General features: G+C 71.2%; 21 protein-coding genes and 1 riboswitch. Of the genes, 7 read left to right on the top strand and 14 right to left on the bottom strand.

The window, feature by feature from the left end; all coding sequences use genetic code 11:
* Positions 1 to 60 precede the first annotated feature (60 nt).
* The gene (locus tag QFZ75_RS32775; protein ID WP_307544953.1) at positions 61 to 738 is read left to right on the top strand and encodes a pyridoxamine 5'-phosphate oxidase family protein; all 678 of its coding nucleotides are present in this window, start codon (positions 61 to 63) and stop codon (positions 736 to 738) included.
* Positions 739 to 812: 74 nt separating this feature from the next.
* Here QFZ75_RS32775 and QFZ75_RS32770 read toward each other — a convergent pair whose 3' ends face one another.
* The gene (locus tag QFZ75_RS32770; protein ID WP_373465974.1) at positions 813 to 1,823 is read right to left on the bottom strand and encodes a DMT family transporter; all 1,011 of its coding nucleotides are present in this window, start codon (positions 1,821 to 1,823) and stop codon (positions 813 to 815) included.
* A 45-nt stretch (positions 1,824 to 1,868) separates the two neighbouring features.
* Entirely contained in the window at positions 1,869 to 2,402 is a 534-nt protein-coding gene (locus tag QFZ75_RS32765) for a Clp protease N-terminal domain-containing protein (protein WP_307542690.1), read from the bottom strand.
* Between the two features lie 304 nt (positions 2,403 to 2,706).
* On the opposite strand from QFZ75_RS32765, the gene QFZ75_RS32760 reads away from it, so the two are divergent.
* Positions 2,707 to 3,135 carry an SRPBCC family protein gene (locus QFZ75_RS32760; RefSeq protein ID WP_307542688.1) on the top strand — a complete coding sequence of 143 codons (429 nt, stop codon included), beginning with the start codon at positions 2,707 to 2,709 and terminating at the stop codon, positions 3,133 to 3,135.
* Positions 3,136 to 3,245: 110 nt separating this feature from the next.
* On the opposite strand, the gene QFZ75_RS32755 is transcribed toward QFZ75_RS32760, so the two are convergent.
* A complete protein-coding gene (locus tag QFZ75_RS32755; RefSeq protein ID WP_307542686.1) occupies positions 3,246 to 3,896 on the bottom strand; it encodes a PadR family transcriptional regulator in 651 nt (216 codons plus the stop codon).
* Between the two features lie 160 nt (positions 3,897 to 4,056).
* On the opposite strand from QFZ75_RS32755, the gene QFZ75_RS32750 reads away from it, so the two are divergent.
* Positions 4,057 to 4,875: a PhzF family phenazine biosynthesis protein gene (locus QFZ75_RS32750; protein ID WP_307542684.1), complete on the top strand. Its 819-nt coding sequence runs from the start codon at positions 4,057 to 4,059 to the stop codon at positions 4,873 to 4,875.
* A 29-nt stretch (positions 4,876 to 4,904) separates the two neighbouring features.
* Here the strand turns inward: QFZ75_RS32750 and QFZ75_RS32745 are convergent, their stop codons facing one another.
* Complete coding sequence (locus tag QFZ75_RS32745) at positions 4,905 to 5,729, bottom strand: CPBP family intramembrane glutamic endopeptidase (RefSeq protein WP_373465973.1); 825 nt, start codon at positions 5,727 to 5,729, stop codon at positions 4,905 to 4,907.
* 210 nt (positions 5,730 to 5,939) lie between these two features.
* Between QFZ75_RS32745 and QFZ75_RS32740 the strand changes: the two genes are divergently transcribed.
* Positions 5,940 to 7,709: a substrate-binding domain-containing protein gene (locus tag QFZ75_RS32740; protein WP_307542682.1), complete on the top strand. Its 1,770-nt coding sequence runs from the start codon at positions 5,940 to 5,942 to the stop codon at positions 7,707 to 7,709.
* A gap of 15 nt (positions 7,710 to 7,724) precedes the next feature.
* Here QFZ75_RS32740 and QFZ75_RS32735 read toward each other — a convergent pair whose 3' ends face one another.
* Positions 7,725 to 9,245 carry a glutamate--cysteine ligase gene (locus tag QFZ75_RS32735; RefSeq protein ID WP_307542680.1) on the bottom strand — a complete coding sequence of 507 codons (1,521 nt, stop codon included), beginning with the start codon at positions 9,243 to 9,245 and terminating at the stop codon, positions 7,725 to 7,727.
* A gap of 666 nt (positions 9,246 to 9,911) precedes the next feature.
* Here QFZ75_RS32735 and QFZ75_RS32730 point away from each other — a divergent pair.
* Positions 9,912 to 10,514, top strand: a complete 603-nt coding sequence (locus QFZ75_RS32730) for a hypothetical protein (RefSeq protein WP_307542679.1) — start codon at positions 9,912 to 9,914, stop codon at positions 10,512 to 10,514.
* Between the two features lie 405 nt (positions 10,515 to 10,919).
* Positions 10,920 to 11,123 (top strand): DUF5999 family protein, encoded by a 204-nt coding sequence (locus QFZ75_RS32725; protein WP_307542677.1) that lies wholly within the window; start codon positions 10,920 to 10,922, stop codon positions 11,121 to 11,123.
* A gap of 110 nt (positions 11,124 to 11,233) precedes the next feature.
* Here the strand turns inward: QFZ75_RS32725 and gcvP are convergent, their stop codons facing one another.
* Positions 11,234 to 14,119 carry an aminomethyl-transferring glycine dehydrogenase gene (gene gcvP, locus QFZ75_RS32720; protein ID WP_307542675.1) on the bottom strand — a complete coding sequence of 962 codons (2,886 nt, stop codon included), beginning with the start codon at positions 14,117 to 14,119 and terminating at the stop codon, positions 11,234 to 11,236.
* 183 nt (positions 14,120 to 14,302) lie between these two features.
* Positions 14,303 to 14,398: riboswitch (glycine riboswitch) on the bottom strand.
* A gap of 104 nt (positions 14,399 to 14,502) precedes the next feature.
* Between gcvP and QFZ75_RS32715 the strand changes: the two genes are divergently transcribed.
* The gene (locus QFZ75_RS32715) at positions 14,503 to 14,877 is read left to right on the top strand and encodes a PRC-barrel domain-containing protein (protein ID WP_307542674.1); all 375 of its coding nucleotides are present in this window, start codon (positions 14,503 to 14,505) and stop codon (positions 14,875 to 14,877) included.
* A 109-nt stretch (positions 14,878 to 14,986) separates the two neighbouring features.
* On the opposite strand, the gene QFZ75_RS32710 is transcribed toward QFZ75_RS32715, so the two are convergent.
* The 8 genes from QFZ75_RS32710 to QFZ75_RS32675 form a co-directional block, all read right to left on the bottom strand.
* Entirely contained in the window at positions 14,987 to 16,402 is a 1,416-nt protein-coding gene (locus QFZ75_RS32710) for a DNA polymerase IV (RefSeq protein WP_307542672.1), read from the bottom strand.
* A gap of 71 nt (positions 16,403 to 16,473) precedes the next feature.
* Positions 16,474 to 17,106, bottom strand: coding sequence for a MerR family transcriptional regulator (locus QFZ75_RS32705; RefSeq protein WP_307542670.1), 633 nt, complete (start codon positions 17,104 to 17,106; stop codon positions 16,474 to 16,476).
* Positions 17,107 to 17,328: 222 nt separating this feature from the next.
* Positions 17,329 to 17,802: a bifunctional nuclease family protein gene (locus QFZ75_RS32700; RefSeq protein WP_006123076.1), complete on the bottom strand. Its 474-nt coding sequence runs from the start codon at positions 17,800 to 17,802 to the stop codon at positions 17,329 to 17,331.
* A gap of 85 nt (positions 17,803 to 17,887) precedes the next feature.
* The gene (locus QFZ75_RS32695; RefSeq protein ID WP_307542668.1) at positions 17,888 to 18,622 is read right to left on the bottom strand and encodes a MerR family transcriptional regulator; all 735 of its coding nucleotides are present in this window, start codon (positions 18,620 to 18,622) and stop codon (positions 17,888 to 17,890) included.
* A gap of 43 nt (positions 18,623 to 18,665) precedes the next feature.
* Positions 18,666 to 19,637 (bottom strand): FHA domain-containing protein, encoded by a 972-nt coding sequence (locus QFZ75_RS32690; protein ID WP_307542666.1) that lies wholly within the window; start codon positions 19,635 to 19,637, stop codon positions 18,666 to 18,668.
* Between the two features lie 61 nt (positions 19,638 to 19,698).
* Positions 19,699 to 20,565: a DUF881 domain-containing protein gene (locus QFZ75_RS32685; RefSeq protein WP_307542665.1), complete on the bottom strand. Its 867-nt coding sequence runs from the start codon at positions 20,563 to 20,565 to the stop codon at positions 19,699 to 19,701.
* Positions 20,566 to 20,570: 5 nt separating this feature from the next.
* Complete coding sequence (locus QFZ75_RS32680) at positions 20,571 to 20,903, bottom strand: small basic family protein (protein ID WP_003988855.1); 333 nt, start codon at positions 20,901 to 20,903, stop codon at positions 20,571 to 20,573.
* A complete protein-coding gene (locus tag QFZ75_RS32675; RefSeq protein WP_307542664.1) occupies positions 20,900 to 21,802 on the bottom strand; it encodes a DUF881 domain-containing protein in 903 nt (300 codons plus the stop codon). Before QFZ75_RS32675 ends, QFZ75_RS32680 begins: the two co-directional genes overlap by 4 nt.
* Between the last annotated feature and the right edge of the window lie 42 nt (positions 21,803 to 21,844).

Here is a 21,844-nt window from a genome sequence, read left to right as displayed (position 1 = left end):
GCAAAGTATGCACTAGTGCAATACATGACGCAAGACGACGACGCCGACCTGGAGAGCCTCATGACGGAGACGGCCGCCCCGCGCCCCGACACCTACACCCCGACCGACCGCACCGTCCCCACTCGCTCCCGGGAACGCGCCGCGTACAACCACGAGCTGGTGCACGCGATCCTGGACGAGGGGTACGTCTGCCATCTCGGCTTCGTCCGCGACGGGGCACCGGTCGTGCTGCCGACGCTGTACGGGCGGGTCGGCGAGCGCCTCTACGTGCACGGGTCGACGGGTTCGCGCCCGCTGCGGATGGCGGGGCAGGCCGATCCGGGCCTGCCGGTCTGCCTGACGGTCACGCACGTCGACGGTCTCGTGCTGGCCCGCTCGGCCTTCCACCACTCGATCAACTACCGCTCGGTGGTGGTGCACGGCGTGGCGCACCCGGTGACGGACCCGGCCGAGAAGCGGGCGGCCCTGGACGCGCTGGTCGACCACGTGGTGCCCGGCCGCTCGTACGACTCCCGGCCCGCCGACGCCAAGGAGCTGGCCGCCACCGCCGTACTGCGGCTCGACCTCGGCGAGGTGTCGGCCAAGCTGCGTACCGGCGGCCCGAACGACGAGCCCGGGGACCTCGGCCTGCCGCACTGGACCGGCGTCGTCCCGGTCCGCACGACCCACGGTGCCCCGGTGCCCGCCGACGACCTGGCACCGGGCATCGAGGTCCCCGACTACCTGACGACACTCTGACGCCCGTACACCCTCGGGAACGCGCCGGATCCGCGGGGACGGTCACCCATAACCGTCCCCGCGGGTCCGGCGCCCTAGACGGAGGTCCCCCGCTCCGACAACTCGCTCCCGGTGCCCGCCGCGCCGCGCGCCACCGGCGCCGGCGGGGCCTTGGCCGGCGTGGACGTCTGGGCGATGAAGGCACCGCACAGCACCACCGCGCCACCGATGATCTGCGGCGCCGAGAGGTGCTCGCCCAGCAGGACCCAGGCGAGCACGGTCGCGATGACCGCCTCCAGGCACGCCACGACCCCGGCCACCTGCGGCGAGAGCCGGCGCACCGCCAGGACGCCGGTCACGTAGGCGACGACGGTCGCGATCAGCACGATCCAGCCCAGCAGCAGCGAGGCGGCGACGGTCGTTCCGTCCAGCTCCGCACCACCCCCGAGGACCGACCAGTCCATGCCCCACGGCCGCGCCACGACCGTCAGGACGAGGGCGCCGAAGAGCAGCCCGTACGCGATGACGCCGAGCGGCGCCGGCGCCGCCTCACCCGCGTCGCCGCCCTGGTCGGACAGGACGAAGTAGCCGACCTGGCAGCAGGCGGCGCCCAGCGCGAGCAGCAGCCCGAGCACGTCGAAACCCAGCCCCGACCACACCTCGACGACACAGGCGAGCCCGCCGACGGCGAGGACGACACCGAGGGCCGCGGCCCGGGTGACGGGCCGCCGCTGCACGAACCGCACCCACCCGAGGACCAGCGCCGGCGCCAGGTACTCGACCAGCAGCGCCACCCCGACGGGGATCCGGGAGATCGAGGCGAAGTAGCAGGCCTGGACGCCCGCGACGGCCAGCAGCCCGAATCCGGCGAGCAGCGCGGGACGCGTGCGCACCAGCCTCCGGTGGCGTACGGCCAGCGGGAGCATGACCAGGGCGGCACCCGCGACGCGCAGCCAGACCACGTGCAGCGGGTCGAGGCCCGCCTCGATCAACGGTTTGGCGGCGACACCGGATCCCCCGAAGGCGACCGCCGATCCGAGCGCGAGTCCCAGCCCGACGCCTCTTCCAGGGTGACCCGCACTGCTCGTCGACATATGCACCGGCACATGATGACAGGCGACGACATGAGCGTCACCCCTTTGACACCTGTCTCAGGCCTCCAGGTCCCGCTCCGTCGCCCCGTCCAGGCGCTCCAGCAGTTCCGGTACGCCGACGCCCGCGCGCTCCAGCACCTCGGCGGCCCGCGAGCCGGTGCGGGCGACGAGCCCGGCGAGCAGGTCGGTCCCGTCCGCGAACCGGTCGCCCCGCAGGGCGGCCCGCTCGTTCGCGGCCGCCATGGCGGCGGTCGCCACCGGTGACCACCCGTCCCCGGTCGTCGCGGGCAGCGCGCCGGAGTCCTCGACGGAACTCTGCCAGCGCAGTCCGTAACCGATGCTGCGCTGGACGAGGTAGCCGAGCAGCCGGACGACCTGCGGATCGCTTGCGAAGACCGCACGCACCTCGGGGTCCGACTCCAGCAGCGCGTGCAGCAGATGAGCGGTGTCGATCTGCGGGTCCCCGTCCCGCAGCGCCCGCCTGCGAGCGCCGGCGACCACCGCCGTCAGCGCGGCACTGAGGTGCGCTTCGCCGTCCGTGTCGGCCGGGCCGCGCCCGGCGGTCCGCTGCTGGGGGATTCGGTGCTGCACATACCCACCCCATCAGCCCCGGTGCACCGGGTCATCCTCGCGGGGAAGCATTCTCGCGTCCCACACAGGGTGGGGGCCGGCGCCCGGCCCCTCCTCCTTACGGATGACATCACGCCGTTCTCCCCGCCGGGAGCGCACACCGTACCGCCGTGGACCCCTCGCGGCCGTGCCGTTTGGATGCGGTAGCCGTACGGCGGTCGGCTGACAGTTCATCAGTATTGAATGTTCAAGCCTCTACGGCTACGTTCCGCGACACCGTAGCCCGCTGCGCCGGGCGCAGCGCCCGAGACGAAGGGGTGGCCGCATGGCCGAAGTCAGCGCGGAAGCACGGATCGAGGCGCCCGCCGAGAAGGTCTGGGCGCGGCTCACGGACTTCTCCTCGTACGGCGCGTGGAACTCCACCCACACCAGCTTCCCGAAGGGCGGCCCCGAAAGGCTCGAAGTCGGCGGCACCTTCCGGGAGAACATGAGGCTCATGGGGTTCCCGGCCGAGGTCGACTGGACCATCGAGGAGGTGCGGCCGGCCCGCGCACTCGCGATCCGCGGCAAGGGGCCGATGTCCGTGACCGTCGCGACGCGCTACACGCTGATCCCCGAGGGGGAGGCCACCACGGTCCGCATCGACGGCGAGTTCACGGGCGCCGCCGTCTCCCTGATGGCGGGCAGGCTGAAGGACTCGGCGACGGCGGCACTGGACGAGTCCCTGCGCAAGCTGAACGGGCTGGTCGCCTGACGGCCGGGCACCGACGGGCGCGCCCGCGTTCGGCAGGCGCACACACAGGGGGGTGCTCCGAAGTCGGAGCACCCCCCTGCCACGGCCCTGTCCGGCGGCCGGGCGGATCATCAGTCCTCGTCGGCGAGGATCAGGTACAGCTTCTTGCGCGTCTCGTTGATGAGGGACAGCGCCTTCTCGCGCTGCTCCTTGCTGCCGGTCTTCCAGACCTGCCCGAACGCCTCCATCAGACCGAAGCCGGCCTGCCGGATGTCGCTCAGCGCCTCCCAGTCGACCCCGCGCCCCGCGTCCTCCCAGGGCGCGTCCGGCCCCTCCTCGGCGGCGGTGCGACCGGCTTCGGTGAGCGAGAACAGCTTCTTGCCGCCCTCGGTCGCGCTGCTGATCAGACCTTCGTCCTCGAGCAGCTGAAGGGTGGGGTACACCGAGCCGGGGCTGGGCTTCCACGCCCCGCCGCTGCGCTCGGCGATTTCCTGGATCATCTCGTAGCCGTGCATGGGGCGGTCCTTGAGCAGGGCCAGGATCGACGCGCGTACGTCGCCGCGCCGCGCCCTGCCGCGCGGTCCGCCCCGGCCCCCGCGCCCACCCCAGGGACCCTGGCCGAAGCCGGGACCGCCGAAGCCGGGCCCGAAGGGGCCGAACGCCGCACGCAGCCCTTCGAAGGCACCCCTGTCCGGACCGCCGGGGCCACCCCGGCCGTGTCCGTGGCCACGTCCGTGACCGGGGCCGAAGCCCGGTCCGTATTCCTCTCCGTGGGAACGCATCGCCATCACTCCATTCCATCGTTGATCTGTCGCGATGCGTCAACGATATATCGGAACAGTTCGCCTGGCAAGGCCTGCCGGATGCGGGCACCCCCGGGGGGTCCAGTTACTCCCGATTGGCCTTGGTCCGCGCCACCGATCGGCACCTACCGTCTGGGGCATGCGGATTCGTATCGTCGACGCCTTCACCGACCGCCCCTTCGCCGGCAACCCGGCCGGGGTCCTCCTCCTCGACGCCGCGGCGTCCTTCCCGGACGACGCCTGGCTGCGGAACGTGGCCCTGGAGGTCAACCACGCCGAGACGGCGTTCGCCCACCCCCTCCCGGCGGGCGGCGAGGCCGACTGGGCGCTGCGCTGGTTCACCCCGGCCGCCGAGGTCGCCCTGTGCGGCCACGCCACACTCGCCACCGCTCACGTGCTGGCCACCACGGGGGCCGCGCGGGGTCCGGTCCGGTTCGCCACGAAGAGCGGCGTGCTCGTCGCGACCGCGCTCGACGACGGCTCCGTCACGCTGGACTTCCCGACCGCCCCGCTCACCGCGGTGGAGATCCCGTCCGGCGTCGCCGGGGCCCTGGGCGCCGAGCCGCTCAGCACGCACGACACCGGCCCGGACGTCGGCGACCTGCTCGTCGAACTCGCCGACGAGCGGACGGTCCTGGGTCTGGCCCCCGACCTCGCGTCCCTGGGCCGCCACTCCGAGCGCGGCATCATCGCCACCGCCCGCGCCGAAGACCCCTCCCGGGGCTACGACTTCGTCTCCCGCTGCTTCTTCCCGAACATCGGTATCCCGGAGGACCCGGTCACCGGCAGCGCCCACACCGCCCTCGCCCCGTTCTGGTCGCAGCGCCTGGGCCGCACCGAACTCACCGGCCTGCAGGCCTCGGCCCGCTCCGGACGGGTCCGTACGCAACTGCGCGGCGACCGCACCCTCCTCACCGGCCGCGCGGTCACCGTGATCGAGGGCGAGCTGCTCGCGTAGGACTCGTCAGGCTGCCCGCGCACGCCTCGTCAGGCCGTGGGCAGCCACCCCACCTTCCCCGCCAGCAGCGCGTAGCCCACGAACGCGCCGATGTCGAGGAGCGAGTGGGCGACCACCAGCGGTCCGATCCGGCCCCACCGGCGGTACAGGTGGACGAAGACCACGCCCATCACCATGTTGCCGATGAACCCGCCGATGCCCTGGTACAGGTGGTACGAGCCGCGCAGCACGGAACTCGCCACCAGCGCGCCCACCGGCGACCAGCCCAGCTGGTCGAGCCGTCGCAGCAGGTATCCGACGACGACGACCTCCTCCAGGACCGAGTTCTGGAGCGCGGAGAGGATCAGCACCGGGTACTTCCACCACACCTCGGGCAGCGCCTCCGGCACCACCGTGAGGTTGAAGCCCAGCCCGCGGGCCGCCAGGTAGAAGGCGATGCCCGAGCTGCCGATGACGGCGGCGACCCCCGTTCCCCGGGCGAGGTCGAACCAGGGGCGCGTACGGTCGAAGCCGAGCGTGCGCAGCCCCTTGCCCTCCCTCAGCAGGAAGTGCGCGACGAGGGCGACCGGCACCAGGGCCGACGCGATGCCGAACAGCTGCCATGCCAGGTCGAGCCACGGACGGCCCGGCGCGGCCGAGGCGTTGAGCGTGGCCGCCTGGTCCTTGAGGCCTCCCGGTCTGGTGACCGAGCCGATGAAACTGATCAGCGCGGAGACGCCGCTCGCACCGAGCGAGACGCCCAGCACGAGCAGCGTCTCGTCCCGCAGGACCCGCCTCCCGGGCCGGTCCCCGGAGGATTCCCCGGGCGATTTCCCGGAAGACGAATCAGCCACCGGCCCCTGCTCCACCTGCACTCCTGCCTCCAGTTGCGTATTCCCGCCTCGTCCCCGTCCTCGCCCCGCTAGGGTCTCGAATGAACATACGAAGATCGTGCGCGACAGGCCGTCGAGGGTCGAGGGACGGACGCCATGTGAGGCGCACCCCCCTGGTGCCATAGCATTCCGCCATTTCACGGCTCACGGCTTCAACGGCTTCGGGCTCGGTCAGGGAGGGGCACCACCGCCATGGGACGTCACAGCTTGCCCGACGCGCCGCGCAGAGGCGGCACCGGCCCCCGGACCCGTACGCGGCGCCGCAGGGCGGCGCTCGCGACGGCCCTCGTGCTGGCCGTCGCCGCGGGCACCGTGGCCGCGGTCGACGGCGGCCTGCTCTCCTTCGGCTCGTCCTGCTGGGACGACTCCGTGCGGCTGCGGATCGCCGCCGCTCCCGGCATCGCCCCCGCGCTCAAGGACGCGGCCGACTACGCCCGGGACAACGACGTCACGTCCGACGGCAGCTGCATCGACGTCCGCGTGACCGCCCGGGACACGTACGAGTTCACGAACGCCCTGCGCTCGAAGCGCGGGAGCGCGACGGACTTCGAGGCCTGGGTGCCGGACTCGGGCGTGTGGGTGAACAAGGTCCTGGCGGACAACCGGTCGATCCCGGTGACCCCCGCGGGCAACGTCGCCTCGTCGCCCATCGGCGTCGCCATGATCCCGACGGCCGCGAAGACCCTCGGGTGGCCCCGCAAGACGTACGCCTGGACCGATCTGGCCGGCGCGACCACGACGAGCGAGCGACTGAGGCTCGGCTCGGGTGACCCCTCGCGCAGCGCCACGGGCCTGCTCGCGCTGACCCAGCTGACGCAGACGGCCGGACGGACGAAGGACGGCGACGTGCTCGCGGCCGCCACCGCGAAGGCCCTCTCGCAGCGCGCGTCCGAGAGCGACGGCCAGGTCCTGGACACGCTGCCGCGCGACCTGTCCGGCGCCGAGCAGGGCAACCCCGAGCGCAACCAGGCGCTGATCCTGTCCGAGCAGGCGGCCTTCGCGTACAACGCGTCGGCCGACAGCGGCGACGATCTCGACCTCTTCTACCCGAAGGACGGCTCGCCCCGGCTCGACCACCCGTTCACGCTGGTCGACGAGCCCTCTCTGAGCACGGACGAGAGCCGGGCGGCGCTGCGCTTCATGACGCTCCTCGGCGAGGACGACGGACGGCGGATCCTCGAGAAGCACGGCTTCCGTACGGACGAGGACGACATCCCGGCCGAGCTGGTGTCCGCGGCCGGCGGCCGGGCCCCGCAGCCCTTCGGGGAGGTGCCCGAGAGGCCCGCCACGGACAAGGAGGTCGAGGAGGCCCTCGGCCTGTGGACGATCACGGTGCAGAGCGCCCGGCTCACCACGGTCGTCGACGCCTCGTCGTCCATGTCGGACCCGGTGCCGGGCACCAGCGAGTCGCGGATGGACGTGACCAGGGCGGCGCTGCTCCAGGCACTGGCCACCTTCACCCCGGAGGACGAGATCGGGCTGTGGAAGTTCTCCACCGAGCTCGACGGCAAGCGCGACTACCGCGTCCTCGTGCCGACCGGCCGGCTGGGCGACCGGGTGGCCGGCACCACCCAGCGGGACCTCCTGTCGGCGGCCTTCAGCGACCTGAAGCCGGTCCCGCACGGCGAGACCGGCCTGTACGACACCACCCTGGCCGCGTACAGGGCGGCGACGGCCTCCTACACCAAGGGCAAGTTCAACGCCGTGGTCCTGCTGACCGACGGCGTCAACCAGGATCCCGGCAGCATCTCGCGCTCCGGCCTGGTCGCCGCTCTGCGCAGGCTCGCCGACCCGGAGCGCCCCGTACCGCTGATCGCGATCGCCGTGGGCCCCGAGGCCGACAAGAAGGAGCTGGACGAGATCGCCGCGGCCACCGGCGGATCGGGACACCTGGTCACCGACCCGTCCCAGATCCACTCGGTCATCCTGAAGGCCGTCGTACGGGCGGGCGACAGGAACTGACCGCCCGCCGCCCCGTCAGCTCGGCGGAACGGCCGGGTCCGGCAGCCCGACCGGCCAGGTGTGCACCGGCTCGCCGAGGTGCATCAGCTCGCTGTACCGCCTGGTCGTGGCGGCCAGCGCCGCGTCCCGGTCCAGGCCGCCCTCCAGCGCCTCGTGGAACGTACGGGACTGCCAGGAAGCCCCGTTGACGCCCCGCTTGCAGCGCTCCTCGATCACCCCGAGGTAGAGGTCGCGGTCGGCCGGCTCGACACCCCATGCGTCCAGGCCCTCCGCCGCGAGCGGCAGCAGCTCCTCCCGTACCAGCTGCACCGCGGGCACCTGCGCGACCCCGCCGTGCCGGCCGCGCCGCGGCCACTCCAGCTTCGCGTCGATACCGTAACGGCAGGCCTGCTCGAAATTGGCCGCCGCGGCCTCGAAGGGCAGCCGGCTCCAGACCGGCCGCGCCTCCGTGGCGAGGGCCCGGACGAGCCCGTAGTAGAAGACCGCGTTGGCGACCGTGTCGATCACGGTGGGACCGGCGGGCAGCACGCGGTTCTCGACGCGCAGGTGCGGGACGCCGTCCTCGATGTCGTACACCGGCCGGTTCCAGCGGTACACGGTGCCGTTGTGCAGGACGAGTTCGGCGAGCTTGGGGGTGCCGCCCTCGTCGAGGACGCGTATCGGGTCCTCCTCGTCGCGGATGGGCAGCAGCGGAGGGAAGTAGCGCAGGTTCTCCTCGAAGAGGTCGTACGCCGAGGAGATCCAGCGCTCGCCGAACCAGGTGCGCGGCCGCACTCCCTGCGCCTGCAGTTCGGGCGGCCGGGTGTCCGTGGACTGCAGGAACAGCGGGGGCCGCGACTCGCGCCACAGCTCACGGCCGAAGAGGAACGGCGAGTTGGCGCCGACCGCGATCTGTGCCGCCGCGGTGGCCTGCGCGGCGTTCCACACGTCGGCGAACCGGTCGGGGGTCACCTGGAGGTGCAACTGCACCGAGGTGCAGGCCGCTTCGGGCGCGATGGAGGCCGAGGTGCAGCTGAGCCGCTCCACGCCCTCGATGTCCAGGGTGAAGTCCTCCCCGCGGGCCGCCACGATCTGGTCGTTGAGCAGCGTGTAGCGGTCCACGTCGGAGAGGTTCGCGGAGACCAGGTCGTCACGGGTGAGGGTCGGCAGGATGCCGACCATCACGATCCCGGCATCGACCTCGTTCGCCTTCCGGTGGGCATACGCGAGGGAGGTGCGCAACTCCTCGGCGAGCCGGTCGAATACCCGGCCCTCCAGCCGGTGGGGGGCAATGTTGACTTCCAGATTGAACATGGCGAGTTCTGTTTGGAAATCGTGACTGGCGATGCGCTCGAGCACTTGCGCATTCATCATCCTCGGTGAGCCGTCGGGCCCCGCGAGATTGAGCTCGATCTCCATGCCCATGAGATTTTTGGGGCGGTCGAACTTCTTCTCCTCCAGCAACCGCGCCAGCCCCTCCAGACACTGCTGGAGTTTTTCTCGGTACCGTCGGCGGTCGGACAGACCGATCGTCCCCGCCACGACCTTCTCCCCCATCGAAGCTTCCCTCCTCGACTGGGCAGCCCGAAGAACCGGCCGCTGCCGTACCGGGTCACCGGGGATGATGCCCAGCCAATGTGATCGATAACTCCCAGGGCGGCGCCCTGGGCACTACTCTGGACTCAGCTTTCTCCGGGCACATTCACCAGGCATGGGACAGTGCTTTTACCGAAGGTCGACACTGTCGTGAAAAACGCCGACGCGAACCGGCCGTCCGCTTCGGCGAAGTATTCCGAGGTCATCGACGCGTACCCGCCGGGAAGCACAGCCAAACGCCCCTCACGACGACCTAATTGCCTCTTGCACTTAATGTGCGGAACAGCTAGCCGAAACACCGCCTGAACACACGTCGTATAAACTTCGCGAACGAGGCACAGAGTTGGCGCCCGCGGTCGCAGGACCTGTCGTCGAAGTGACGTCTTCGCCGAAGGACGAGCCGCGCGGCGTCCGGTGCGTGCGAGCGCAGGCGCGCCGGAGGGAACCTCGTGGCCCGGCCACCAGGACCCTCCGGCGACTCGGCGAGCACGCATGCCGGACACCGCGCACCAGGCGTCCCTCCGACGACCGGCCCCGCACCCCCGCCCCTTTGATCCAGAGAGCTGACAGCGTCGTCCGCCCCCGCCCCCCGCGTCACCATGCCTGTCGAATGAGAGGCGACCCACCATGCCGCTGCACGTCCCTCCGGCTCCCGCGCCGGCACTGCGCACCGTCCTCACGGCCCTCGGTTCCCCGACCGCGGTCCGTGAAGCCCGCACCCCGTCCCTCCGCACCGCCCAGGGACCCCTCACCGCCGAACTCCCCCTGCCCGTCCATGTGCTCGACCGGATCACCCCGGCGGGCACCTCGGCCACCCGGCTCGCCGGGTGGCGCTTCCTCGTCCACTGCCACGAACGCGCCGTAGCGGCCGCGGAGACCAGGCTGACGCCCGACGGCTGGACCTTCTCCCATTTCTTCGAGGGCCCGTACGTCACCGCGACCGAACGCGCCCTGCGTCAGGCGGAGACGATGCCGGGGGCGTACCAGCCACGTCTGCTCTCGGTACCCGGGCTCTACATGCTCACACTCTGGCTGCACGGCGATCTCACGGCCGACGGCGCCGGAGGCCGCCTCGCCGCCACCGACCTGCTGGTGCCCCTGGCGCCGGCCCCGCCCGGCATCGCGGCGCACCGTCCGCACCGCGCGGGCGAACTGCTGCCCGTGCTGACCCACCGGCTCACGCCCGCGCCCGCCACGACGCCCACACCGCTGCTCGGCTCACCCGCCTGAGCGCGCTCCGTCCCGCGTGCCCCGCGGCCCCACCCGGGCCGCGGGGCACGGTGCCGTGCGTGAACGTCCTCGCAGCGACCCGAGTCCGGCGGCCCCTCGGGGCGGGGGTTGCCCAAAGTGACGCCGGGGAGACGCAGCGCACCCCCGGTCCGTACGGACTAGCCCCATCCGGCCATGGCGAACCACCCGAAGGGACAGCCCAGTTGAGATGAACCGTCCGCACGGGTGATGCGTCATCAACCTGTGAGAAGTGCTGACGTCAAATCCCTGCGGATTGACGTCCGTAGGGCAACACTGGGTTCCGGACCATCTGACAAACGGGGGGCGGTTATGGACACCAGTTCGAGCCGCGGGACAGATCACACATCGATCACCGAGCTCACACCGAAGCGAAAGATCCCATCAATGTGCCAGCACCAGCGACCGTGCCCGACAGCCGACTCCGCCGACCGGGAGGCAGCGCTTCTCGTGGCGCACCACCCGGAGCAGGGATGGAGTCTGCTGTGCAACGGCGTCCTGCTCTTCGAGGACACCGGTGAGATCCTGCCGGACGGCCGGATCATCGCTCCGCACCGGCCGCCGGCCATGGACGTGATGACGGCTGCCTGAGCGGCACGGCGCACCACGGGCGGCGGGGCAGGCCGCCCGGACACCTGAGGGGCCGGCCCGGGAGCGATCCCGGTACCGGCCCCGACGCATGGCCGCGCCCTCCCGGGCGGTCAGTCCTCGTAGGCGTCCAGCGGCGGGCAGGAGCAGACCAGGTTCCGGTCGCCGTACGCCTGGTCGATCCGGCGCACCGGCGGCCAGTACTTGTCGGCGGCCGAGACCCCGGCGGGGAAGACGGCCTCCTCACGGCTGTACGCGTGCTCCCACGCGCCGCCGAGCGCGGCCGCCGTGTGCGGGGCGTTGCGCAGCGGGTTGTCGTCCGCCGCCCACTCGCCCGAGCCGACCTTCTCGATCTCCGCGCGTATGGCGATCATCGCGTCGCAGAACCGGTCGAGCTCGACGAGGTCCTCGCTCTCGGTGGGCTCGATCATCAGCGTGCCGGCCACCGGGAAGGACATCGTCGGCGCGTGGAACCCGTGGTCGATGAGCCGCTTGGCGACGTCGTCGACGCTCACGCCGGTCGCCTTGGTGAGCGGCCGCAGGTCGATGATGCACTCGTGCGCCACCAGCCCGCCGGGCCCCGTGTAGAGGACCGGGAAGTGCGGCTCCAGGCGCTTGGCCACGTAGTTGGCGCTGAGCACGGCGACCTGCGTGGCCCGCTTGAGCCCTTCAGCGCCCATGAGCCGGACGTACGCCCAGGAGATGGGCAGGATGCCCGCGGAGCCCCAGGGAGCCGCGGAGACCGGCCCCACGCCCGTCTCGGGGCCCGCGGCGGGCTGCAGCGGGTGGTTGGGCAGGTACGGCGCCAGGTGGGCGCGCACCCCGACCGGGCCCACACCCGGACCGCCGCCGCCGTGCGGGATGCAGAACGTCTTGTGCAGGTTGAGGTGCGAGACGTCGCCGCCGAAGTGGCCCGGCCTGGCCAGCCCGACCAGCGCGTTGAGGTTGGCGCCGTCCACGTAGACCTGGCCGCCGGCCTCGTGCACCTGCGCGCAGATGTCGGCGACGTGCTCCTCGAACACCCCGTGCGTCGAGGGGTACGTGATCATCAGCACGGACAGCTCGTCGCGGTACTGCTCGATCTTGGCCCGCAGGTCCTCGACGTCGATCTCGCCGTCCTCGGCGGTCTTCACGACGACGACCTTCATACCGGCCATCACCGCGCTCGCCGCGTTCGTGCCGTGCGCGGACGACGGGATCAGGCAGACGGTGCGCTGCTCGTCGCCGTTGGCGCGGTGGTACCCGCGGACGGCCAGCAGACCGGCCAGTTCGCCCTGCGAACCGGCGTTGGGCTGGAGCGACACGTTGTCGTAGCCGGTGACCTCGGCGAGCCGCTCCTCGAGCTCACGGATGAGCGTGAGGTAGCCCTGCGCCTGCTCGGCGGGCGCGAAGGGGTGCAGCTGCCCGAACTCGGGCCAGGTGACCGGCTCCATCTCGGTGGTCGCGTTCAGTTTCATGGTGCACGAGCCGAGCGGGATCATGCCCCGGTCGAGCGCGTAGTCGCGGTCCGCGAGCCGGCGCAGGTAGCGCAGCATCGCGGTCTCCGAGCGGTACTGGTGGAAGACCGGATGCGTGAGGTACTCGTCGGTGCGCAGCAGCGGGGCCGGCAGCGTGTCCTGTGCCGTCGTGTCCAGCGCCGCCACGTCGCCGTCGACGCCGAACGCCGCCCAGACGGCGTCCAGCTGGGCCCGCGTGGTCGTCTCGTCGCAGGAGAGGGACAGGTGGTCCGCGTCCACCAGGTGGAGGTTGACCCCTCCCTGACGGGCGGCCGCGAGCACGTCCGCGGCGCGGCCCGGCACCCGCACGGTGAGGGTGTCGAAGTACGCCTCGTGGACGACCTCGACACCGCCCGCGCTCAGGCCCGCGGCGAGGATCGTGGCGTACCGGTGGGTACGCCGGGCGATGCCCTTCAGTCCCTCGGGACCGTGGTAGACGGCGTACATCCCGGCCATCACGGCGAGCAGCACCTGGGCCGTGCAGATGTTGCTGGTCGCCTTCTCCCGGCGGATGTGCTGCTCGCGCGTCTGCAGGGCGAGCCGGTACGCCTTGTTGCCGTCCGCGTCGACCGAGACGCCGACGAGCCGGCCGGGCAGGCTGCGCGCGAACTTCTCGCGCACGGCCATGTATCCGGCGTGCGGCCCGCCGAAGCCCATCGGGACACCGAAACGCTGCGTCGTGCCGACGGCGATGTCGGCGCCCAGTTCACCGGGCGAGGTGAGCAGCGTCAGGGCGAGCAGGTCGGCGGCGACGGTGACGACCGCGCCCAGCTCGTGCGCCTGCCCGACGACGGGCTTCAGGTCCCGTACGGCACCGGAGGCGCCGGGGTACTGCAGCAGCACACCGTTGATCTCCCGCTCCGCGAGCCCGTCGGGGATGCCGTCGCTCAGGTCCGCGACGACGACCTCGACACCGGTGGGCTCGGCCCGCGTCCGTATCACCGCGACGGTCTGCGGCATGGTGTCCGCGTCGATGAGGAAGAGGCCCTTCTTGTTCTTCCCCATGCGCCGCGACAGCGCCATGGCCTCGGCGGCGGCCGTCCCCTCGTCGAGCAGCGAGGCGCCGGAGGTCGGCAGTCCGGTCAGCTCGGCGACCATGGTCTGGAAGTTGAGCAGCGCTTCCAGGCGCCCCTGCGAGATCTCGGGCTGGTAGGGCGTGTACGCCGTGTACCAGGCCGGGCTCTCCATCACGTTGCGCAGGATGACGGGCGGCGTGAACGTGCCGTAGTAACCGAGCCCGATCATGGAGCCCAGCACTTCGTTGCGGTCCGCGAGGGAACGCAGTTCGGCCAGCACCTCGGCCTCGGTGCGCGCGTCCGGCAGTGCGAGCGAGCCGACGTTCTTGATCACGTCCGGCACCGCGGCGGCCGTCAGCTCGTCGAGCGAGCCGTACCCCACCTGCGCGAGCATCTTGGCGCGGGCCTCGGAGTCGGGCCCGATGTGACGCTGCTCGAAGGGGATTCCCTGTTCGAGCTCGGAGAGCGGAATACGATGGGCGGTCATTGCGGAGGCCTCCTGGTCCGACGACCTTCGAGGGGCACCACGGCGTGGTTGCCCGAACGGCCTCCCCCTCTGTCATCTCGACCTGAGAGCTTCACCGGGGCGCCGCGGGGCGCTCCGGCTTTCACCGTCGGTGAGAGCGGAACCCGTCGAATACTCGAACACCGCTCTGCTTTCCAGAGTGACCTCGTCCATGCGGTACGTGTGCCTGAGAGATTCCGGGGAGGATTTGCTCCTTCGGCGCCCCCGATGACCTCCGGAGGGCTCTCCCGCACGGGGTCAGCAGCCGTTGACCAGCGTACCAGCGGGGGTCCCTCGAGTGGCCGCCTCCCCCAAAGTGCTCTTTCGTAGTGCTTACGGATGAGTTGCGAGCAGCTGGAGGGACCGTGCAGAGCGACATCGATCCGCGCAACCTGATAGGCCGCAAGGCGTTCGATCGCAACGGCGCGAAGATCGGCACCGTCGACGAGGTCTACCTCGACGACGCGACCGGCACACCCGAGTGGGCGGCCATACGCACCGGCCTCTTCAGCCGGGACGCCTTCGTCCCCCTGGAACCCAGCGAACTGGTCGACGGCTCCCTGCGCATCCCGTTCGAACGCTCCCTGATCAAGGACGCCCCCGACTTCGGCGTGGGCCGCCACCTCTCCCCCGAACAGGAACTCCAGCTCTACCACCACTACGCCCTGGACGTCTCCCCGGCCCCACCGTTCCCCGACCACACCTTCGGCAGGCTGGCCAACACCGAGGACACCCCCTGACCCCTCTCACCCACCGAGGGAGGCGGAGAACGGCGCAGCCTTCGGCCTTTCAGGGGCGCGGGGAACCGCGCGACCAGCCACGACGGCCCCGCACCCGAGAACGCCACGGTCACCCCTCCTCCAAAGCCGCCGCAGGCGATACGGCAGGCGACGCCGAAGGCAGCCCCTCGACCAACGGCAACGGCTCCGCCACCTCCAACGCCGGATCATCGACCCGGAACGTCTTCACCCGCCCCGGCCCGGAGAACGGCGTCTCGAACCGCACGGTCACCCGCCCCAGCCCGCTCCCCTGCACCCACCCGTGCCCGAACTCCGCATGCCGGACGTCATGCCCCGCCCGCCACAACCGCTCCGCGGGCGAAGGCACCGAAGGCTCCTCGGCGAAGGCCGTGACCGCCCCGGCCTCCTCGGGGCCGCCGGACACCGGCGCCTCCTCCTCCCGCACGACACCGACCCGCGCCTGCGCGAACAGATCCTCCTGCGTGTAATCGGCAAGCCCGGAAACCCCGACCCCCAGCAGCCGCACACCCCCCGTGGTGTCCACGGCCTCCAGCAGCCGCGCGGCCGCCTCCCGCACCACCGCCGGATCGTCCGTGGGCCCCCGCAACGTCTCGGACCGGGTCAGCGTGGAGAAGTCGTACCGCCGCACCTTCAGCACGATGGTCCGCCCCGACAGACGCGCCCCCCGCAACCGCTGGACACACCGGTCGGCCAGCCGCTGCACCTCCATCCGCACCCGCGCCCGGTCATGGATGTCCACGTCGTACGTGTCCTCGACCGACACCGACTTGGTGTCCCGCTCGGCCACCACGGGCCGCCGGTCGCGGGCCAGCGCCATGGCGTACAGCGCGGTCCCGTGCGCCTTCCCCAGCAGCCGTACGAGCTCGTCCTCGCCCGCCTCGGCGATCTCCCCGACCGTGCTGATCCCACCCCGCCGCAGGTGGTCCCCCGTGGCCGGCCCGACGCCCGGCAGGATGCGTACCGACAGGGGAGCGAGCAGCGCCCGCTCGGTGCCCGGCTCTATGAGCACGAGCCCGTCCGGCTTGGCCCGCTCCGAGGCGATCTTCGCCAGCATCTTGGAGCCCGCGAGCCCCACGGACCCGGTGAGCCCCGTGACGGCCCGGATGTCCGCACGCAGCTTCCTCGCGGCCAGCAGGGCCGATCCCTCGTCCCAGGCCGCCTGCCCGGCCTCCAGGTCCACGAACGCCTCGTCCAGGCTCAGCGGCTCCACCAGCGGCGACAGCTCCCGCAGCAGCCGCATCACCTGCTCGCTGATCTCCCGGTAGAGCCCGAAGCGCGGTACGAGGTAGGCGGCGTTCGGTGCCAGCCGTCGGGCCTGCGCCATGGGCATCGCCGAATGCACCCCGAAGACCCGCGCCTCGTAGGAGCAGGTGGCGACGACACCACGCGGCCCGAGGCCGCCCACGACGACCGCTTTCCCGCGCAGACTCGGCTTGGCCGCCTGCTCCGCCGAGGCGAAGAAGGCGTCCATGTCGAGATGCAGGATCGTGGGCGCGGCTCTCACGTCTTCGATGCTGCCCTACGCCACTGACAATGCCCCGTCACGACCGGACAGCTCCCGACCGGACATCCGGTTCAGACGGCCCGATTGCGCCGCCGCGCCAGCTCGTCCGCCGGATTGGGCCGGACGAGCGTCTCCCCCGTGTCGACGCGCTCCCCGTGCAGCTGCGAGAGCGCGCTCTCCACATCTCGCCACACCACGCCCACGGCGATGCCGAAGATGCCCTGTCCGCCCTGCAGCAGCGCGTGCACCTCGTCGGGCGAGGTGCACTCGTAGACCGTCGCGCCGTCGCTCATCAGCGTCATGCGCTCCAGGTCGCAGGCGCCGCGCTCCGCGAGGTGCCGCACCGTGGTGCGGATGTTCTGCAGCGAGACCCCCGTGTCGAGGAACCGCTTGACGATCTTCAGGACGACCACGTCCCGGAAGCTGTAGAGGCGCTGCGTCCCCGATCCGTGGGCGGGCCGCACGCTCGGCTCGACGAGCCCCGTCCTGGCCCAGTAATCCAACTGCCGATAGGTGATCCCCGCGGCTGCACACGCCGTGGGACCGCGATAACCGATCTCCGCGGGCGCCACCTCGCCGCCCCCCGACACTGCTTTCGGCCGCTGTACGTGATCGGCCGCGCTGCTCTGAAGCGGGTACGGGCCGCTCTCTCCCGGACCGCGTCCGGGAGCACCCCCAGCCGTACCGTCGCCGCTGCTTCTCACGCCGACCTCCGTCCTTGACCTGCCTTCACGACGGTAGGCAGTCACCAGGGGCGCGTCAACGATCGCCACACTCGGCACGCCGGGTGATAATCACCCTGAGAGTGGTTTCCCGTGCCCCGCTGCGGGGAAAGGCTAGCCGAATGCCCCCAGGACGACCGCGGTACGGTCCGTCGTCCGGCGTTCCCGGAGGGTCATCGGCCGCTGCGCGACGGCATCACGCCGTCACTGGCTGTTGGTCCCGAAGTCCTCGGGCGAGATCTGGTCGAGGAACTCGCGGAACTTCTCCACCTCGTCCTCCTGCTCGTCCGGGATCGCGATGCCGGCGTCGTCCAGGACCCCGTCACTGCCGTAGATGGGCGTTCCGGTGCGCAGCGCCAGCGCTATGGCGTCGGACGGCCGGGCACTGACCTCGACCCCGCTGGCGAACACCAGTTCCGCGTAGAAGACACCCTCCCGCAGATCCGTGATGCGCACTTCGGTCAGCTCCTGGCCGACGGCCTCCAGCACGTCCTTGAACAGGTCGTGGGTCAGCGGTCGTGCGGGGGCCATGCCCTGCTGTGCGAAGGCGATCGCCGTCGCCTCCCCCGGACCGATCCAGATGGGGAGGTAACGGTCGCCTCCCACTTCACGCAGGAGCACGATCGGTTGGTTGGAGGGCATTTCCACCCGGACACCTACGACGTCGAGCTCGTTCACACAGCAACCCTAGGCCGTGCCCGGCACCTTTGGGTAGTCGAGCACGGAATGGTGCCCTATCCCACGCCTCCCGCGACGCGCCGGATCAGGGCAGCCGCACCCCGAGCGCGGACTGCACCAGGGCGGCGTGCAGCTTCACCGCGAGCCCCGCGAGCTCCTTGGTGCGCGCCTGTGCGTGTGCCCTGGTCTGCGGGTTGCGGTGCAGCCGCAGGGGCGCCACCACCTGGTCCACGAGTCCGGCCTCCCGGTCGGCGGCGGCCTTGACGGCACGCAAGTGCCGCGGTTCGATCCCGAACCGTCCGAGTTCGGTGACCAGCGCGGCCACGGTGACCGCCTCGGCGTCGTACACGCCGTCCGGCAGGGGCGTGATGAGCCCGTACGACTCCCACTCGTCGAGTTCCCGCTCGCCGATCTCCGCGGCGGCCAGCAGCTCGGCCCGCCCGATCCGGGCCACCACGGGCCCCTCGGGATCACTGGGGGCCTCGTTGTCGCTCTGAGGTCCCGTGGAGGGCAGGGGGACCGCCTCACCCCGCCCCATGGCGTCCAGGTGCTTGCGGATCACCTTCAGGGGCAGGTAGTGGTCCCGCTGCATCCGCAGGACGTGCCCCAGACGCTCCACGTCGTCGGGACTGAACTTCCGGTATCCGGAAGGGGTCCGCTGCGGCTCGATGAGCCCCTCGGACTCCAGGAACCGGATCTTCGAGACGGTGACTTCGGGGAATTCGTCACGCAGCGCGTTCAGCACGGTGCCGATACTCATCAGAGCACCGTCCGTGGCGGCGGCGCCGTGTCCGGCGCCGCCGCTCGGTGTTCGAAGCATGGACCTTCCCTGGGGGTCTCCCCGGACAAAGTCTGGGTGAGGGTCAGATGCCCCGCTGGCTCGCGTAGAAGACCAGCCGGTACTTGCCGATCTGCACCTCGTCGCCGTTCGACAGGGGGACCCGGTCGATCCGCTCCCGGTTGACGTAGGTGCCGTTGAGGCTGCCGACGTCCGCCACCGTGAACGAACCGTCGGGTTCACGGCGGAACTCCACGTGGCGGCGCGACACGGTCACGTCGTCCAGGAAGATGTCGCTCTGCGGATGACGGCCGGCCGTGGTCAGCTCGCCGTCCAGCAGGAAGCGGCTGCCCGAGTTGGGGCCCCGCCGCACCACCAGGAGCGCCGAGCCGAGCGGCAGTGCGTCGACGGCGGCCTGCGCCTCCGGGGACAGCATCGGCATCTGCGTCTGGCCGGTCACCTCGGCGTCGTACGCCTCGAGACCGGAGATGGAGATCGTCGAAGTGGTCTCCGACGGACGCTCCGGAGTCGCTCCGGCCCGCAGCGGAGCACCGCAGTTGGAGCAGAAGCGGCTCGCTTCCGCGTTGCGGTTGCCGCACCTCGTACACACCAGGGCCGACATGGACGGATCCTCCTGTTGCGGCTGCCCCGCCGAGGTAGTGGTCGCGTACGGGTCGGAGCCGAAACCTCCACCCGCACCTGAGGCTGACGGATCCCCGAAACCTATGCGCCCCGACTGGGCAGGGTCAACAGACGGCGCGCCCTGACCACCGGAAATGTCACCGTCCGGCCCACCGACCTGGTCCCGGAACAGCGGGCGGTCCGCCTGCCCCTCACCCTCCGAGGGACGCGGTGCGCGATGGCGGGCGGTGGCGTTGTCGCCACCGTCTCGTGCGCTCTTGCCGAACAACTTCGCAAACAACTTCACGGGCGATTCCCCTTGACCGAAACAGACCCGCCCGTGGGGCAGGACGAACCCTGATTGCACACACCGGTCGAGCCGGACACCCTCACAACGTCCGTATCCACCAGACAGTTTCCACCACGCACCAGCCAATCGGTGCGCCGACCCCCCGCAAGCTCATGCCCTTGCGGAACGATCCCCAAGCGCCCCCGGCTCACTGGGAGGACGACCGAGCGTAGTCAGGCTGCTTCGCCGGTCGCAAGGCGTCCACGACGATCTTGTCGATGCGGTCCACCGTGACAGTGGCCTGCTCCTTCTCCAGAGTCTGCACCACTCCGCCAGGGATGTTGAGCGCCGGTTCGAGGTCCTGAGGCTTGCCGATGACCTTGAAACGATAGGGGGCGCTGATCTTGTTCCCGTCCACCGCGACTCCCCCGCTCTCATCCGTCAGATAAGTACCGGCGACGATCCGTACACCGTTGACCTGGATCGCCTCCGCGCCGGCCGCGCGCAGCTCCTGGATCGCGTCGAGCAGCTTGTCGGCCTCGACCGTCCCCTTCTCGTCGTCGATCGTCAGTGTGATGCCGGGGCCCTGCGCCGCCACGGTGCCCGCCAGGATGCCGAGTTGCTTCTCCTTCTCGGCCGTCTGCTTGCGGGCCTCCTCGGCCTGGTCCGAGCTGTTCTCCAGCTCGGTGCGCTGGTCCTCGAGCCCCTGCTTCTCCTCTTCCAGACGCTGTGTACGGTCGTCGAGTTCATCGAGGATACGTACGAGATCCTCCTGGCGCGCGCCGCGCAGGGCGCCGTCGTCGTCGCTGGTGGACGCCACCTGGACGGCCAGGCCGAAGCCGAGGCCGAACAGCAGGAGCGCGACGATGAGTTGCGCGCGGGACACCCGCGGCGGCCACAGGCCCTTCACCAGCCGCTGGCGGCCGGTGAGCGCGGGCGGCCCGCCCCGCTCGGCTGCGGCCACCGGCGTCCCGGGCTCGGCGCCTTCGGCCGGGGCCTGCGCCGCGACCTCGTCGGGCAGTTCCCTGCGCAGCGGGTTCCCGGAGGTCCCCGGCGTTCCGTCCTTGCCGCTCATCCGCCTCACGCCCGGAAGACGTGCCGGCGGATCGCCGCGGCGTTGGAGAAGATGCGGATACCGAGGACGACCACGACGCCCGTGGACAACTGGGCACCCACACCCAGCTTGTCGCCCAGGAAGACGATCAGCGCGGCCACCACGACGTTGGACAGGAACGACACCACGAAGACCTTGTCGTCGAAGATGCCGTCGAGCATCGCCCGCAGACCTCCGAACACGGCGTCGAGCGCCGCGACGACGGCGATCGGAAGATAGGGCTCGACCACCGCCGGAACCTCGGGCCGGACCAGCAGTCCGGCCACGACTCCCACGACGAGGCCCAGTACGGCGATCACGATGTGCCTTTCTCTGTGCTGGGTTGTGCTGTTCGTACGATCACACTCGAGGCTGCGGGCAGCCGGACCTCGTCCTCGACGGACAGACTGGTCCTGATAGCGAAGTTCTTCCGCAGGGCGTCCAGATACTGCCCGTCACCGCTGTCGCGGAACGCGCTGCCCAGTTTCTCGCCGTCCCCCACGGCCAGCACCGTGTACGGCGGTACCAGCGGCTTGTTGTCGACCAGTATCGCGTCACCCGCGGCCCTGATCGCGGACAGGGCGGTGAGCCGCTGCCCGTTGATCGTGACGGCCTCGGCACCCGACTCCCACAGGCCGTTGACCACGCGCTGCATGTCGCGGTCGCGTACGCGTCCGGTGTCGGAGAAGCCGGAGGTCTCCCGCGCGTCCCCGTCACCGCCGTGGTCGGCTTCCTTCGCGTCGTCCACGACGAGTTTCACGCCGGGTCCGTGCACCTCGACGGCTCCGGCCAGGATGCCCACCAGTTCGCCCTGGTCACCGCCGTGCTTCTGCAACGCCTCACGCTGCCGGGCACCGACGTCGTCACGGAGTTCGTCGATGCCGTCCTCGAGTTTCTCGGCCGCCGACGTCTGCCGGTCGATACGGTCGATGAGTTCCCCGCGCTCCTTGGCGATGACCGGTGCCGCTATCCGCGCCTGCGCCGCACCCACGGTCACGACGAGCGCGGCGAGCACCAGACCGGCCGCGAGGCCGAGCTTGGCCCGCAGCGTCCTGGGCATCCCGCCCGCGTCCTCGGTCTTCCTCCGGGCAGCCGCCTCGGCGTACCCCTCGTCCAGGCTGTGGTCCATGACGTTGGTGAGCAGCGACATGGACGCGTCCGGGCGCGGAGGGCGCGTGGGGGTGCTCCGAACGGGGGGCGGCTGCGGCATGCCGCACATCGTCGCACGTCGCGACCAGTACCTCCGAACGGCCCCACCGAC

The organism is Streptomyces sp. V3I8 (assembly GCF_030817535.1).
Classification (GTDB): domain Bacteria; phylum Actinomycetota; class Actinomycetes; order Streptomycetales; family Streptomycetaceae; genus Streptomyces.
The sequence above is the reverse complement of the archived record's forward strand: the minus strand, read 5'-3'. Positions and strand labels throughout refer to the sequence as shown.

Bases quoted from the DNA above. Each gene is read 5' to 3' on its own strand.
- QFZ75_RS32775 (WP_307544953.1), top strand. From the start codon at position 61: ATGACGGAGACGGCCGCCCCGCGCCCCGACACCTACACCCCGACCGAC.
- QFZ75_RS32760 (WP_307542688.1), top strand. From the start codon at position 2,707: ATGGCCGAAGTCAGCGCGGAAGCACGGATCGAGGCGCCCGCCGAGAAG.
- QFZ75_RS32755 (WP_307542686.1), bottom strand. From the start codon at position 3,896: ATGCGTTCCCACGGAGAGGAATACGGACCGGGCTTCGGCCCCGGTCAC.
- QFZ75_RS32750 (WP_307542684.1), top strand. From the start codon at position 4,057: ATGCGGATTCGTATCGTCGACGCCTTCACCGACCGCCCCTTCGCCGGC.
- QFZ75_RS32740 (WP_307542682.1), top strand. From the start codon at position 5,940: ATGGGACGTCACAGCTTGCCCGACGCGCCGCGCAGAGGCGGCACCGGC.
- QFZ75_RS32735 (WP_307542680.1), bottom strand. From the start codon at position 9,245: ATGGGGGAGAAGGTCGTGGCGGGGACGATCGGTCTGTCCGACCGCCGA.
- QFZ75_RS32730 (WP_307542679.1), top strand. From the start codon at position 9,912: ATGCCGCTGCACGTCCCTCCGGCTCCCGCGCCGGCACTGCGCACCGTC.
- QFZ75_RS32725 (WP_307542677.1), top strand. From the start codon at position 10,920: ATGTGCCAGCACCAGCGACCGTGCCCGACAGCCGACTCCGCCGACCGG.
- gcvP (WP_307542675.1), bottom strand. From the start codon at position 14,119: ATGACCGCCCATCGTATTCCGCTCTCCGAGCTCGAACAGGGAATCCCC.
- QFZ75_RS32695 (WP_307542668.1), bottom strand. From the start codon at position 18,622: ATGCTTCGAACACCGAGCGGCGGCGCCGGACACGGCGCCGCCGCCACG.
- QFZ75_RS32685 (WP_307542665.1), bottom strand. From the start codon at position 20,565: ATGAGCGGCAAGGACGGAACGCCGGGGACCTCCGGGAACCCGCTGCGC.
- QFZ75_RS32675 (WP_307542664.1), bottom strand. From the start codon at position 21,802: ATGTGCGGCATGCCGCAGCCGCCCCCCGTTCGGAGCACCCCCACGCGC.